Annotated in this window: 11 protein-coding genes; 9 read left to right on the top strand and 2 right to left on the bottom strand. The window is 65.0% G+C overall.

Going from position 1 to position 15271, the window contains the following annotated elements:
* The first annotated feature begins 149 nt into the window (after nt 1–149).
* Both RF638_RS10280 and RF638_RS10275 read left to right on the top strand, forming a co-directional pair.
* Entirely contained in the window at nt 150–1595 is a 1446-nt protein-coding gene (locus RF638_RS10280) for a sodium:solute symporter (RefSeq protein WP_129702313.1), read from the top strand.
* The gene (locus RF638_RS10275; RefSeq protein WP_368841970.1) at nt 1592–3220 is read left to right on the top strand and encodes a thiamine pyrophosphate-binding protein; all 1629 of its coding nucleotides are present in this window, start codon (nt 1592–1594) and stop codon (nt 3218–3220) included. The genes RF638_RS10280 and RF638_RS10275 overlap by 4 nt, the downstream gene beginning before the upstream one ends.
* A 182-nt stretch (nt 3221–3402) precedes the next feature.
* On the opposite strand, the gene fdhA is transcribed toward RF638_RS10275, so the two are convergent.
* Complete coding sequence (gene fdhA, locus RF638_RS10270) at nt 3403–4626, bottom strand: formaldehyde dehydrogenase, glutathione-independent (protein WP_129702315.1); 1224 nt, start codon at nt 4624–4626, stop codon at nt 3403–3405.
* 211 nt (nt 4627–4837) lie between these two features.
* On the opposite strand from fdhA, the gene RF638_RS10265 reads away from it, so the two are divergent.
* Together RF638_RS10265 and RF638_RS10260 are read left to right on the top strand one after the other, a co-directional pair.
* Entirely contained in the window at nt 4838–5260 is a 423-nt protein-coding gene (locus tag RF638_RS10265) for a hypothetical protein (RefSeq protein WP_315277197.1), read from the top strand.
* 37 nt (nt 5261–5297) lie between these two features.
* Nucleotides 5298–7775 carry an alpha/beta fold hydrolase gene (locus tag RF638_RS10260; protein WP_368841969.1) on the top strand — a complete coding sequence of 826 codons (2478 nt, stop codon included), beginning with the start codon at nt 5298–5300 and terminating at the stop codon, nt 7773–7775.
* Here the strand turns inward: RF638_RS10260 and RF638_RS10255 are convergent.
* Nucleotides 7732–9039 (bottom strand): acyltransferase, encoded by a 1308-nt coding sequence (locus RF638_RS10255; RefSeq protein WP_368841968.1) that lies wholly within the window; start codon nt 9037–9039, stop codon nt 7732–7734. The two genes, RF638_RS10260 and RF638_RS10255, sit on opposite strands and share 44 nt — an antisense overlap.
* A 194-nt stretch (nt 9040–9233) precedes the next feature.
* On the opposite strand from RF638_RS10255, the gene RF638_RS10250 reads away from it, so the two are divergent.
* The 5 genes from RF638_RS10250 to RF638_RS10230 all read left to right on the top strand — a co-directional run bounded on the left by RF638_RS10250 (nt 9234) and on the right by RF638_RS10230 (nt 15232).
* Nucleotides 9234–10817: a sensor histidine kinase gene (locus RF638_RS10250; RefSeq protein ID WP_129702316.1), complete on the top strand. Its 1584-nt coding sequence runs from the start codon at nt 9234–9236 to the stop codon at nt 10815–10817.
* A 4-nt stretch (nt 10818–10821) separates the two neighbouring features.
* Nucleotides 10822–11478, top strand: coding sequence for a response regulator transcription factor (locus tag RF638_RS10245; protein WP_129702317.1), 657 nt, complete (start codon nt 10822–10824; stop codon nt 11476–11478).
* 9 nt (nt 11479–11487) lie between these two features.
* Nucleotides 11488–12693 carry a DUF4097 family beta strand repeat-containing protein gene (locus RF638_RS10240; protein ID WP_129702318.1) on the top strand — a complete coding sequence of 402 codons (1206 nt, stop codon included), beginning with the start codon at nt 11488–11490 and terminating at the stop codon, nt 12691–12693.
* A 102-nt stretch (nt 12694–12795) separates the two neighbouring features.
* Nucleotides 12796–13980 carry an MFS transporter gene (locus RF638_RS10235; protein ID WP_238663302.1) on the top strand — a complete coding sequence of 395 codons (1185 nt, stop codon included), beginning with the start codon at nt 12796–12798 and terminating at the stop codon, nt 13978–13980.
* A gap of 253 nt (nt 13981–14233) precedes the next feature.
* Nucleotides 14234–15232 carry a hypothetical protein gene (locus RF638_RS10230; protein ID WP_259915860.1) on the top strand — a complete coding sequence of 333 codons (999 nt, stop codon included), beginning with the start codon at nt 14234–14236 and terminating at the stop codon, nt 15230–15232.
* Nucleotides 15233–15271: the final 39 nt, after the last annotated feature.

The following is a 15271-nucleotide window of genomic DNA, read 5'->3' as shown; positions in this document are numbered from 1 at the left end:
CCGGGGGCAACCAGGATGTGGTCGGCTCGGAGACCCGGCAGTGATATTTTTTGTGACCTAGTGCATAAACCCTATGCCCTGTACCCGTTTCGCGAGATCAACCCCTCACGCAACAGCTGCCCCCGCCATCTCTCGAGGAGAACCCCTTCATGAATGTGCTTGTCATCGTGCTGTACCTGGTGGCCATGGTGGTCATCGGCCTGTGGGCGGCACGCCGAGCCAAGACGGCCACGGACTATCGCGTGGCCGGCCGTCGACTCGGCCCCGGTCTGTACACCTCCACCATGGCGGCGGTCGTTCTGGGTGGCGCGTCCACCGTGGGCGGCGTGGGTCTGGGCTACCAGTACGGCATTTCGGGCATGTGGCTCGTGGTCGCGATCGCCACAGGCTTGGCGGCGCTGAGTCTCTTCTTCGCGGGACGCATCCAGTCGCTCAAGGTCTTCACGGTCTCGCAGATGCTGCAGTTGCGCTACGGCGACCGCGGCGGTGCGAGCGCCTCGTCATTCGTGATGCTCGCGTACACGCTCATGATTTCCGTGACGTCCACGGCCGCGTACGCCTCAATCTTCTCGGTGCTCTTCCCCATTTCCCGCCCCTGGGCCATCCTGCTGGGCGGTGCCGTGGTGATCGCCTACTCCGTGCTGGGCGGCATGTGGTCGATCACCCTGACCGACCTGATGCAGTTCGTGTTCATGACCATCGGCATGTTCCTGATCCTGCTGCCGTTCTCACTCTCCGCCGCCGGCGGCATCAACGGGCTGACCGAACGCCTGGACGCCACCTACTTCGACTGGGGTTCCATGGGCTTCCAGGCGATCATCACGCAATTCGTGGTCTACGGATTTGGCATGCTGATCGGCCAGGACATCTGGCAGCGCGTGTTCACCGCCCGCTCCCCGCAGGTCGCGCGCTGGGCCGGCCTGGGCGCGGCCGCCTACGTTGCGCTGTACGGCGTGGCGGGTGCGCTGATCGGCACCGCCGCGGCGGCCGTACTGCCCAACCTGTCCGTTCCGGAAGAGGCGTTCGCCGCCATGGCACAGATGCACGTCCCCGCCGGCCTGGGCGGTGTGGTGCTCGCTGCCGGCGTGGCGGCCATGATGTCCACGGCCTCCGGCGCAATGATCGCGGCCTCCACAGTGGCTCGCGTTGACGTGATCCCCACCCTCAAGGGCCTGTTCGGAGCTTCTCATGACGACGTCGCTCGCGCCCGCTCCGAGGACGCCTCCGTCTTCAAGGACCGCGTCTACGTGGTGGTCGTGGGACTGCTGGTCACGTTCATCTCCATGCTCGTCCCATCCACCGTGGTGGCCCTGACCATTGCGTACAACGTGCTGGTCGGTGGCCTGTTGGTCGCCATCCTGGGCGGTCTGATCTGGAAGCGCGGCACCGCCATCGGTGCCGCGCTCTCCATGGCCGTGGGCTCTCTGGTCACCCTGGTGTCGATGGCGGTCTTCGGCGTGCTCGCCAACGCCCCCATCTACCTGGGCCTGTTGTCCTCCGCGCTCGTGTACGTGGTGGTGTCGCTGCTGACCAAGCGCACCTCGGCCGAGATTTCCACGGAGTGGTCGGAACGGATCAAGGAGGCCAAGTCTTGAGCGAAAACCCAGGCAACCAGGCGACGTCGTACCCCCAACGCACCGTGGCCCGAGCGGTCCTCGAGACCCTGCGCGGCTACGGGATCGACACCGTGTTCGGCATTCCCGGCACCCATTCTCTTGAGTTCTACCGGCCGCTGCGCGAGCTGGGAATCCGAGCGATCACCACGCGGCACGAGCAGGGCGCATCTTACGGCGCGGACGGCTGGTCGCAGGTGCGCGGGTTGCCCGGCGTGGTCATCACGACCTCCGGGCCGGGGCTGCTGAACTCGCTGTCCGGCGCGGCCACCGCGTACGCCGAATCGCGCCCCATGATCCTGCTGTCACCCCGCCGCCCGGTGGGTCAGGACTTCCGGGACATCGGTTCGCTGCACGAGACCAAGAACCCGTCCGCCGCGGTCAACGCGATCGTGGGTCAGTCCCGCCGTGTGACGTCCGGGACCGAGGCCGTGACCATGATTCACGACGCCATGCGCGACTTCGCCCATTCCCGCCCCCGGCCCATCCACATCGAGATTCCGCTGGACATCCTCGAGGGCCCGGCGGACGTGCCTGCGTCCGCGACGGCCCCGCGTCCCCTGGGAGCGCCCCAGCCTGCACCGGCGTCCGACGTCGCCGCGGCGGCTGCTGCTCTCGCCGCAGCTTCTCGTCCGGTCGTCCTGGCCGGTGGTGGCTCGTTGGCCGCGGGTTCTCAGTTGTTGGAACTGGCCGAGCTACTCGAAGCTCCCGTCATCACCACGACCAACGGCAAGGGCGCGATTCCGGAGAAGCACCGGTTGTCCCTGGGCGCGGATCTGAGGTTGACCACGGCACATTCATTCCTGCGCACCGCCGACGCGCTCTTGGTCATCGGCTCCAAGGTGGGCGAGGCCGAGCTGTGGGGCGGCGACATCACACCCCAGGGGCCGATCATCCGCGTGGACATCATGCGCGACCAAATGCTGTGCAACCTCACGCCGGACATCGAGGTACCGGGCAACTCGGCCGCCGTGGTGGCGCAGCTACTGGAGGCCTTGCGTGCGGACGATGGGAGCGACGTCGGCGATCGAGAGGCACCGGACCTACGCGAAGTCTTCGACGCCATGGACAACGAGGGGCGCCAGTGGGCGCCCGACCTGGCCGCGCTCAACGAAACCATCATGGACGTGGTCCCGGACAACACGATCATGGCCGGCGACTCGTCCCAGGTGACGTACATGGGATCCACCACGTTCTTCCGCGCACCCACCCCGCACTCGCTGCTTTACATGGGCACGTACGCGACGCTGGGCTACGGCTTGCCCGCGGCGATCGGCGCCAAGTTAGCCGCACCGGACCGCCCGGTGGTGTGTCTACTGGGCGACGGCGCCCTGATGTTCAGCATCCAAGAACTCATGACCGCCGTGGAACTCGAGCTGGACCTGCCGATCATCTGCGTGGACAACGGCGGGTACGGCGAAATCCGACAGGGCATGGTCGACCGTGACATCGACCCGCTGGCCGTGGACCTCAAGCAGCCGGACTGGGTGCAGCTCGCGGAATCCTTCGGCGCGACCGGGTTGTCCGCGACCATGGACAGCCTGGCTTCCACCGTGGAACAGGCGCTGAGCATCTCCGGGCCGAGCCTGGTGCACCTGCGGATCTGAGGCCGGGCCCGGGGCGCAGCCTGGTCGACGTTACGACCACCTGCCAACACTGCCCGCAAACTGATTGACGTTAACGCCTTGGAACCCGGAAATCCGGGTCCCAAGGTCGATCAGATTGCGAGGTGGCGCACGCAAGGGTCGTAACGTCGATCAGCGTGCGACCGCGAGGTTCTGGCGGCTCCCTATGCCGCAGACGCCCCCAGGTATCCGTTGGGATCCAGAACGAACTTGGTGGCCGCGCCGTGGTCGAACTCGGCGTAGCCCTTGGGCGCGTCCTCTAGCGGAATCGCCTTGGCGTTGACCGCCTTGGCGATGTGGATGCGGTCGTACAGGATGGCCATCATCAGCTGACGGTTGTACTTCATGACCGGACACTGACCAGTGGTGAAGGCCAGGGACTTCGCCCACCCGGTGCCCAACGACAGTGACAGGGAGCCCTTCTGCGCGGCTTCGTCGATACCGCCCGGATCGCCGGTGACGTAGAGCCCCGGGATACCGAGTTCACCACCGGCCCGGGTGATCTCCATGAGGGAGTTGAGCACGGTTGCGGGCGCCTCTTCAGCATCCTTGCCGTGGCCCTTCGCCTCGAAACCGACAGCGTCAATGGCACAGTCCACCTCGGGCACGCCCAGGATCTGCTCGATCTGATCCTGCGGGTCGCCTTCCGTGAGATTGATCGTTTCGCACCCGAAGCTGCGCGCCTGCGCCAGGCGGTCATCGTTCATGTCAGCCACGATGACCACGGCCGCACCGAGCAGCAACGCCGACGCCGCCGCGGCCAGTCCCACGGGTCCCGCGCCGGCGATGTAGACCGTGGAACCAACCGTCACTCCGGAGGTCACGGCACCGTGAAACCCGGTGGGCAGAATGTCCGAGAGCATGGTCAGGTCCAGGATTTTCTCAAGGGCTTGCTCCGGGTCCGGGAACTTCAACAGATTCCAGTCCGCATAGGGCACCAGCACGAACTGCGCTTGACCACCTACCCAGCCACCCATGTCGACATACCCGTAGGCGGAACCGGGGCGATCCGGATTCACATTGAGGCAGATGCCGGTTTTGCGTTCCTTACAGTTGCGGCACCGACCGCAGGAAATGTTGAACGGGACGGAGCAGATGTCGCCGACTTTGATGAATTCGACGTCCGGCCCCACTTCAATGACTTCACCGGTGATTTCGTGGCCCAGGACCAAATCCTGAGGCGCCGTGGTTCGACCGCGCACCATGTGCTGATCGGAACCACAAATGTTGGTGGCGATGGTTTTCAGAATGACTCCGTGGGGGACTTTGCGCCCCACGTTGGCCGGATTCACACCCGGACCATCCTTGAGTTCGAACTCCGGATAAGGAGTGTCGATGACTTGAACTTTCCCTGGACCTTCGTAAGCAACGGCTCGATTGTCGGCCATGACGGATCATCCTCCTGATGAGCTACGCATGTGCTTCTAAGTGACTTGGATCACATAAGGTCCACTTCATGCTAGCAGTCACGTCCGCGGTCCCGGCGGCCTCATGCAAACGTATTGAGGCATCGCTCCTAGTTGGGTAACACTTGACGAATTTGCCTTCACAAACGCGAACAGTGCAGACAAAGGCATGGATGTCGGTCATGGTTAATTCATGAACCGTCCGTTCACATCCATCCTTGAGAAGATTCTCAACTTCCGCAGTAGCTATCCCGAGGCATTCCTGGTCTTCCAACAGCACCCGGAGTCTTCGGACGCTCCACTCGTGGCGGTGACCCGCACCGAGTTCGATGCGCGCTCCATCGAAAAGCAACAACTCTCTGTTCGTCCCACGTACCGCGTCATGTGGGAACGATTCACCGTTCCGGACGCGCCCGCCGTGGGGGACGGCGATCAGCTCTTCATCGTGTTCGAGGGCAAACGGACTCGCCACTCCCACGTCTCCGCGGATCGCAATCCGGCACCCCTGGGAGTCTTCGCCACAGAGAAGGCTGCCCGTGAGGTCAAGGGAGCCAAGTACCTCCGCACAGTGACAGTCGGCTGGCAAGACCTCAGCGTATGGGACCACCTGGACTGATCATGTAAATCGCAGGAACACTTGCTATTCATGAACCATGTCCACGGACGCTGAGCACTTCGACATCCTGATCATCGGTGCAGGTCTGAGCGGAATCGGTGCTGCGTGCAAACTCCGGCAGGAGCATCCGCACAAGACCATCGGCATCCTGGAATCCCGTGATGCCACCGGCGGCACGTGGGATCTGTTCCGCTACCCGGGGGTGCGTGCGGATTCGGATCTGTACACCTTCGGGTACGAGTTCCGACCGTGGACCGGACCGCAGTCCATTGCCGAAGGCCCCGCCATCCTGCAATACATCCGCGACACCGCTCACGAATACGGCGTGAACGAGCTGATCCGCTTCAACCAGCGCATGGTCGCTGCCGACTGGTCCTCCGAACACAGTCACTGGTGCGTCACCGCGGAACGCACCGCCCGGGCGGCGCCCACGCAAGGTGACAGTGCGGCGTCGTCGGCGAGTAATGAACCGAGCGGGACGGGCAAGTATCGGGAGGTCACCGCAACGTGGCTGTTCAATGCGACCGGTTACTACCGCTATGACCAGCCGAACGAACCCGACATCACGGGACTGAGGCAGTTCGGCGGCACCGTGATCCACCCGCAGCTGTGGCCCCAGGACACGGAGGTGACGGGCAAGAACGTGGTGATCATCGGCAGCGGCGCCACCGCCGTCACCCTGCTTCCGTCGCTTGTGGAGCGGGGCGCGAACGTGACCATGGTGCAGCGCACGCCCAGCTACATCATTCCCGTCCCCAAGGAGAATCAGCTGGCCAAAGCGCTCAAGCCGAGACTCGGTGAGGAGCGGACCTCGCATCTGGCGCGCGCGGTGGCCACGCGCCAGCAGCGGTTCCTGTGGAAGACCAGCAAGATCGCGCCGCACCTAGTCAAGGGCGCAATTGCTGCGGTCAACAAGTCGCAATTGCCCGACGACGTCTCCGTGAAGGAACACTTCAACCCGCCCTATAAACCGTGGGATCAGCGCGTGTGCGTGGCACCGGGCGGGGATTTCTACCGCGCCCTCAAGTCCGAGGCGGGACACGTGGTCACGGGCACCATAGACGAAATCACCGAGACCGGCGTGCGCATGGAGAGCGGTGAGGACATCTCCGCGGACATCCTGATCACCGCCACGGGATTCAACGTGTTGTTGTTCGGTGGGGCCCGCTTCAGCTTGGACGGCGTACCCGCGGACCTCACCGAGAAAATCGCCTACCGCGGGGTGATGCTGAGCGACATGCCCAATTTCGCGTTCGCGATCGGGTACACCAACGCGTCCTGGACGCTCAAAATCGGTTTGCTCGTGGATTGGTTCTCGCGCTTGCTCGCACACATGGACGGAATTGGCGCCGCCTCCGTGCGACCGCTCGCGCCGGAGGGCCTCAAGACCAAACCACTACTCGACTTCGACGCCGGGTACGTCCAACGCGCCCTGGACGGCCTCCCCAAGCAAGGCACCCGCAGCCCATGGCTCATGTCCATGAGCTATCTGGCGGACCGTCGCGAACTTCGGTCACGGCCCGTGGTCGACGAGTTCTTGCGGTTCGACGACGCCGCCGCCCCCGTTCTCCAGGAACTGCCCACCTTGCTCGCGGGGCCGGGAGATTCGGGCGCGGAGGAAATCACTGATCTCGGTGACGGCCGCACCATGTGCGTTCGCATCGATGGGCCCGTGGACGGCCCCGCGGTCATCATGATCACCGGCCTGGCCTTCGACCTCACCGCGTGGCCCATCTCGTTCGTGAAGTCCCTGGTCACAGAGGGGTTCCGCGTGGTGCGCATCGACAACCGGGACGAGGGCAGGTCCTTCCGTGCCACCTCCAAGGCGCCCTCCGCGCGACAGTTGCTGAGCGGCGACCTCCCCGAAGACCAGTACACCGTGGAGGACATGAGCGAAGACGTCGCGGACACCATGCGAGCGCTGAACATCGAGCGAGCGGACCTGATCGGTTTCTCCCTGGGCGGGATGATCGCGCAATCCTTGGCCGCTCATCATCCGCAGCTGGTGCGCCGGCTCGTCTCCATTTGTTCAACCACCGGCGATCCCGAAGTCGGCACCACCGCGACCTCCACCGCCGCGATGCTGATGCTCCCCGGAGCGCCCAATCGTTCCGTGTACATCAGGGGCCGCACGATCATCGGACGGCACCTGGCGGGGCCGGGGTACCCCATCGATGAAGCCTACGAGGCCCAGTTGGCCGCGGCCCACTGGGATCGATCGCTCAACCCGCACGGCGAATCGGCGGCCATGCGGCGTCAGATCGGAGCGATCCGTGCGTCAGGAAACCGTGCGGAGGTGCTCTCGGACATCACCGCGCCCACACTGGTGATTCACGGTGACAAGGACAAGATCGTGCGCCCTGATGGCGGGCCCGCGACCGCGGAGGCCATTCCGGATGCCACGTTCATCGAGATCCCCGGCATGGGTCATCAGTTGCATCCCGCGCTGATGCCCACCCTGCTCGGGTACGTCAACGAACACCTCGTGGCCCCGGCACAACGCCCCACTTCATGATGACCAGGCACACCACGGATCCCGCAGCACCCCAGAGCACCAGGGCCGGAGTCAACAGAGTGACGATCTCCAGCAGCGGCGGGACCACCGCGCAAATCAACCCGACGAGGACGGCCAGCGGTGTCAGCCGTAGCTTGCCCCACGGCTTGGCCGAAGCTCGCTCCACTCGGAGCAACGCCGTGGCCACGACCAGCACGGCCACCCAGCACAACACAGCGAGCGGGATCCGCAACAACCACCACTGCGCTGAACCGGGAACCGGATCGTAACCGCCCGCGAAGAACCACGCGGCCATCACCAGGATGATCACCGGCAGGTGCCACAGGTAAATGGTCATGGCACGGGTTCCCACCACATACGTGACCGCCTGAGCGGGCCGCCAGTGCATGAGTCGGTTGAGGGCCGGGGTGAACACCTGCAGCAGGCACGCTTGGGCCAGCCCCAACAACACCATGCACACCGTGGGCGGGTTCAGGTTGGTGAGCATGTCCGGGGCATAACGCCCTGAGAACACGCACACGGCCAGCAGCGCGTAGCAAGCGGCGACGATCAGGAGCAGCGTGAGCGTGCCGCGGGTCGCAAACCATCCGTCCGCCCGGAAGAACCCGAGTTGCTGAATGAGCGGCCACACGAACAGCATGTTCAGCAGCCCCCACCACTGCTGATCCGTGGCCATCCGCAAGAGATCCACTGCGACCATGCACGAGAGCAAGAACCAGCACCACACCCAGCCCATGCGTTCGTGCAATTCCAAGAAGGCGGGCGCCAGCGCTTGCGCGATCAGATACGCCGCCAAGAACCACAGGGACATTCCCATGCCGGACAGCGCGAACGTCACGAGCTCTTCGCCTACCCCGAGCGCCAAGGCCGCCATGGCGCTGATCGCGAAGACCAGCCACAGCACGGCCGCCGGTTGCATGAGTCGCAGCGTGCGTTCCCGCACGTATTCCGCCGGTGCGGCTCCCCTGGCTCGACGCCGCCGCAGCGCCCCCGCCGTGGCTACGCCGCCCACCACGAAGAACAGCGGCATGACCTGCAGGATCCACGTGGCCCACCAGTACCAGGCCTGTTCCTCGGGGACCAGCACGGAAACGAGTTCGTCGGTGTCCGGATCCGCAGTGAGAGTGACCATGAGCAAATGAATGAACACCACCGCGATCACGCATCCCACGCGTGCAGCGTCCGAGGCGAGGTCACGGTCCGCGAGCGCCACGGAGCCATTGGCCCGGGTGGGGGCGGAGTGGGTCTGAACGCCGTCGCTCATGAGCATCAGTGTATGCAGGTACACACGTGTGTTGGAGGAAGCCGCGCGTTGGTGGAGTGAGATGACGCCGCCCGCTTCGACTTCACTGGCCGCCTCCAACGCGAGCCCGAACGCCGGAGGTGGGGAAAACCCCACCCCGACTCGGTGGCTAGCTCTGGCGCGGAAAACAGGGGCAGAACCGTAGCGTTATGGACATGACCACTCCAGACCCGCGCCCGACTCCACCGTGGGAACCCACGGAAGCGATTCCGGCAGACACGCAGCACACCCGCCCCTTGCCGCCGCACGGAACTCCGCAGCCGCCACAGCCGCCGCAGTCTCCGGCTCCTTCACGCGGCTCTTCTACCGTCTCCCAGGACTCCGTACGCGAGTGGAGCACCTTCTCTCCCAAGACCATGTTCTTCGGAGCCACGGACCTGGTCATTGACGCACTACTGAACTTCTTCTGGATCATCGTGATCGGCACCCTGATCTTCACGGGTGTCGCCATGATCCCCGCGGTGGGTCTGGGCCTGCTGGTCCTGGCCGGAACCGTGTACGTGATCTGGGCGGCGGTGTGGCTGGAACGGCGGCGCTCGGCGTCGTCGTTCGGCCTGGACCTGCGTGACCCGCAGCGGCGCCGCACGCCGCGCACGGACTGGGTGCGCGTTCCCCACCAACTGTGGTTGGACGCGACCGACAGCTCCATGTGGCTGGGTTTCCTGCACCTGATCCTCACGTTCATCCTGGGTGCGCTGGCCGTGTTCTCGCTCGTGACCATTGGCGCGGGCATCGTGGGCGCGTTCTCGCCGCTGTTCGCTCCGGAGAACTCCATTGCGCAGCGCTTCTTCACCCCGGTTCAGGGGTGGCCCGAATGGACCGGCGTGCTGGCAAGCATTCTGGGCCTCCTGATCGGCGTAGTCCTACTGGCCCTGCTCACCCTGGCCCACCGCGGCCTGTCCGCTACCCTGCTGCGGATGAGCGAGTCGGCAGCTCTCCGCCGCGAGGCCGCCGAGGCTCGCCGCCAGGTCGAATACGCGACCGAGGCCCGCGAATCCGCGGTCCGCGGCGCCCACACCGAACGCTCCCGCATCGAACGCGACCTGCACGACGGCGTTCAGCCCCAGCTGGTGTCGGTGGCCATGAACCTCTCGATGGCCAAGTCGCGCATCGACACCGACCCCGCCTACGCCAAGGAACTCGTGAGCGAGGCGCACGGAACCACCAAGGCCGCTATCACGGAGCTCCGCCGCCTGGCGCGCGGTTTCCACCCGGCGGTTCTGGAGGATCGCGGGCTCGACGCCGCCATCTCCGCGGTTGCCGCTCAGGCCCCGTTCCCGGTCAACGTGAACGTGAACGTCCCCCGACTGACGCCCGAGACCGAGGCCGCCGTGTACTTCGCGGTCTCCGAGTCCCTCACCAATGCCATCAAGCACTCCGGTGCCCGCACCGCTGACGTGGCCGTCTCCATCCAGGACGGTGACATCCCAGGCACCTCCACCGTGGTGGCGGGAATCCGCGACTACGGCCGCGGCGGCGCACGGGTGGTACCCGGTGGTGGCCTGTCCGGCATCGAAGACCGGATCCGCTCCGCGGGCGGCCAGTTCTTCTTGAACTCCCCCACGGGTGGGCCCTCCGAGGTCATCGTGCAGCTCCCGCTGAACACACCGGCTCGCACCGGCACCAGCGCCAACGCCAACCAACCGGACCGTCACGACTCCGACAGCAACGAGTCCGACCGCAACGTGCGGTCGGGCAGCCGGGCCGCGAGCGACGTCGTCGAAAATCAAGGAGCGTGACCCCGTGCGTATCGTGATCGCCGAAGACGCCGTGCTGCTGCGAGCCGGCCTGGTCCGTCTCCTCACCGACGCCGGCCACCAAGTGGTCGCCGAAACCGACACCGCCGAGGGTCTCGTGAAGGCCGTGGAGGAACACCGGCCGGACTTTGCGCTGGTGGACGTGCGGCTCCCACCGTCCTTCACGGACGAGGGCATTCGCGCCGCGGTCCTCATCCGCTCCGCGCACCCGCAGGTGGCCGTGCTCGTGCTCTCCCAGTACGTGGAGGAGCGTTACGCGTCCGAGCTGATTGCCTCGCGCCGCGAAGGCCTGGGTTATCTACTCAAGGACCGTGTGGCGGACGTGGACCAATTCCTGGAATCCGTGCAGACCGTGGGCGAGGGCGGAACCGTCCTGGACCCCGAGGTGCTGACCCAGATTCTGGTGCGCTCCCGCCAGCGTGAGGACCTGGAACTGCTGTCGCCCCGCGAGCGCGAGGTCCTTGGGCTGATGGCGCAGGGCCTGTCCAACGCGTCCATCGCCACGAATCTGTACCTGACCGAATCGGCCGTGGAAAAGCACATCGGCTCGATCTTCACGAAGCTCGGGGTGACGTCAGCGTCCGGCAACCGCCGTGTGCTGGCCGTTCTCAAGTACCTGGGCTACCCGGACCACTCCCTTTAGGACACCGCCATGAGCACACATTTTCCTCCCTCCCAGCCCGACGGCGCTCCCCACGGATCGCCCGAACCCTCACCCCGGGTGCCTTACGATTCCTCGCGCGCTGCGGGACCGCACCCCACCAACCCGCCCATCAACCGAGGTCAGCGCCGCGGCTGGAACACAGCGACCGGCATCATCGGCGGATTGGGTGCGCTGACCCTGTTGGTGGGCGGCGCGGGTGCCGCAACAGCCGCGGTGATGACCCAGGAACGCACCGACACCTGGACCGCTTCCTCCGAGGCCTCGAAGATCGTGGTGGATTCGGACAGCGCCAACGTTCGCGTCCTCACGAGTCCCACGGTCGAGAACGTTGAGGTCAAGTGGCAGGAATTCGGCTGGGGCCTGGGCGACCAGCGTGCGCCCCAGGAATCCGACGGCGTGATCCGCGTGGACGCAGCCGAGCAGACCTCGCGGTGGAACAGCGCCATCAACAACATCGAGATCACGGTGCCGGAGAGTGACACTGACACCTCCCTCGACCTCACCGCGGAACACGGGCTGGTGCATGTGACCGGTGCGTTCGATGAGATCACCGCCACGTCCAAGTTCGGCTCCGTGAGTGCGGATTCCGTCAAGGCCTCAGTGATTGACGCCCGAACCACCAACGGTCAGGTGCTGCTGGACGGCATCGAGGTCAGCGACCGGTTGGACGCCCACACCCGCAACGGCTTCACCTCGGTGCGGGCAACCGGCGAGGCACCGAAGCAGAGCTCAGTGACTGCCGAGTCCGGGGTCTACGAGCTCAAGCTGCCCACCGCCGACTACTGGTACCCGGCCAGCTCCCAGCAGGGCTTCGACGACCCGCGCTCCCCGGAGACGGTCACCCCCGATCGCAGGCAGTGGAACGATTCGTTTGACTCGCGCTTCGACAACGACGCCGCTCCTTCGCCTTCCGTGAGCCCGTCGGCTTCCGCGAGCGCGTCGCCGAGCGCCGGGGCCTCGAGCAAGGCCAGCGCGGCGCCGTCGAACTCCGCGCGTGACGAGAACGGAATCGCAACCGCCTGGACCAGCCAGGACGCCTGTGAAACCGCGCCCGATGGCCGTCCGTGCTTGTTCGTTGCGGGTGAGCCGGCGAGCGCGCAAGACAGCGCGGACATGCGCTACTGGCGCGAAGAGTGGAGCTCCGCCTACGACGAGGCCATGTCGGAGAACCCCTGGGAGTTCCGGAACAACTAGCTCGTTACCGTCAGCACCCCGCACGGCCAGCGGGCCCGTTCCTCCAGGTGAGGTGCGGGCCCGCTTTCACGTCGTATTGACTCAGGCCATACGCTGGTTCCCGTGAGTCCATCGCGCATCCTCAAAGCCCGCATCGCCGTGTCGCTGCTGTTCCTGACCAACGGTGCGATTTACGCGAACCTGCTGCCGCGGCTTCCGGAGATCAAGGACATGTTCGAGCTGACCAACGCGATGTACGGGCTGGTGCTGATCGCGCTGCCCATCGGTGGTGTGGTGGCGGGGCCGTTACCCGCGCCGATCATCCGACGCTTCGGAACCGCCCGAGCTGCCGCCGTGGGATCCGTACTCCTGGCGGGTTCAGTGTTTTTTGCGGCCTCCATTCCACACGTGGCGGTGTTCTTCGTGGGGCTGCTGCTGGCGGGTGCGTTGGACGCCGTTGTCGACACCGCTCAAAATGCCCAGGGTCTGCGGGTGCAACGTTTGGCCGGAGTCTCGATCATCAACTCGATGCACGCCCTGTGGAGTGTGGGTGCCGTGCTGGGCGGGCTCATGGGCACCGCGGCGATCGCGCTGCACTTACCGCTGCCTTTGCACCTGGCGCTCAGCGGCGTCCTGTTCGCGGCGGTGGCCCTGGGTGCCATGCGGTTCTCCCTCCCGGACAGTCACGAAGTTCCCGCGGAGGTCATGACGGATACCGCTGGTGTGCCCATCATCCCCGCGGGTGCGGGCAAGGCGCTGCTGGCGCTCGTGCCTTTCGCTGTGATTGCGATGTCCGGGGTGCTGGTCGAAGACATCGGCAACAACTGGGGTGCCGTGTATCTTCGAGACACTCTGGACGCTCCGGTGACCGTGATGGGTTTCGCCTACGTGGTGATGGTGAGTGCGCAGTTCATCGGACGGCTGCTGGGCGACCGGATGATCAATGCCTTCGGGGAAGTGAACATCACGCGCTTCGGTGGTGCCCTGATCTTCCTGGGCATGGGCACCGTGATCATCGCGGCCAACGTTCCCATGGCCCTGGTGGGCTTCGGCCTGGCCGGTTTCGGTTGCGCGACCCTGGTGCCCAGCGCCTACGCCGCGGCAGACCGCGCTCCCGGGCTCAAACCCGGAACCGGACTCACCCTGGTCAGCTGGAGCATGCGCGTGATCTTCCTGATCTCGCCTCCGCTGGTGGGTGCTCTGGCGGACTCCGTGGGGTTGCGACTGGCCATCCTCTTCGTGCCTCTTATGGGCCTGTTGGCGATCGTCTTCGCCCGGTCGTTGCGGATCCGCGGCAGGGGCCGCTAGCTCCCCGCCGCTAGTCCGCTCTCCCCACCGCGCCTCCAGCCTCTAGCCTCCAGCCACCAGCCACCAGCCACCAGCCACCAGCATGAGTTAAGGTTCCCTATTACGTTTTCGGAGGCGAAATTCGGTAATACGGAACCTTAAAACTTCACCAATGTCCAGACACAGTTCCGTCACGGAGGTCCTGAGAGACAGGGGAACCGCAGCCTGTGGATAACGAAATCCGCGTCGGCGGGTATTCGCGTAGGTTCCAGGCATGAAACGTGTTCCCGCTCTTGACCTGGGTGAGCGTCCAGTGGTGAAGTCTTTCGCCGACTGGGGTCGCCGGAATGAGCAGCTCATTCGAGACCCCACCATGCAATTGCTCGCCAGAGGGGTCTGGGCGCAAAGTTCCGAGCCGTTGTCTCCCCTCCAGAGAGCGGCGCTTCTGCAGCAGCACCTGCGGACGCGCGATAACCATCTGCGTGTCACCGGACTGAACGCACTCGAACTCTTGGATCTGCCCATCGGGGAAACACAGAGCTGGGTCAATCCGCTGCTGGGCCACCGGGCGGGAGAGAGGGAGTCTGAGTTTGAGACGGCAAAGTTGACTCCCCATCTGTCGTGGCACGGAACCCGCGTTCGGACTTTCGCCGGTCAGCTTCGGATGACCAAGTCCCGCGGTCTCAGCCGTTATTACGGCCCTTGGGGATGTTTTGTCGCGCATCCGGTCGAGGCTCTGGTCGTGGCGGCTCCCTATCTGTCGGTGTGGAGACTCATTGCGTGTGTTGACGCTTTACTGTCACGCAGAATCGTTGTCGATGAAAAAGTGACCCTGCGAGACTTCACCGCGGACGTGATCGAGGATGCACTCGAGTTGTTCCCACCCACTTCGCCGTCGGTACGTCGCGTCCGCGCCGCTCTTCGAGCTGCATACGACCAGGTGTGGTCACCCAACGAAACGCTCACCCGGCTCATCGCGCTACGCCACGGGTTCCCACCACCCAGGACGAACTATCATGTGACGCCGCAAGGACGACATTTCTACATCGATCTGGCCTGGCCCGATTCAATGACCGCGATCGAGTACAACGGGGAAGTCCACTACAAGAAGCGATCTCATTACGAGGACGAAAACTACCGGATCCAGCTCATCCGCGATTCCGGCTGGGACGTGCAAGTGCTTGTCTGGCGCGATCTTTGGGAGCCCGAGCGGCGTCGAACATGGCTCAACTTTCTGGCCAGGAACCTGGGCCCGCCTACGCGAAAGTTTTAAGGTTCCCTATCCCCGATTTTCGTGCCCGAAAAGGGAATA

The organism is Kocuria sp. CPCC 205235 (assembly GCF_040980905.1).
Taxonomy (GTDB): Bacteria; Actinomycetota; Actinomycetes; order Actinomycetales; family Micrococcaceae; genus Kocuria; species Kocuria carniphila.
The sequence above is the reverse complement of the archived record's forward strand: the minus strand, read 5'-3'. Positions and strand labels throughout refer to the sequence as shown.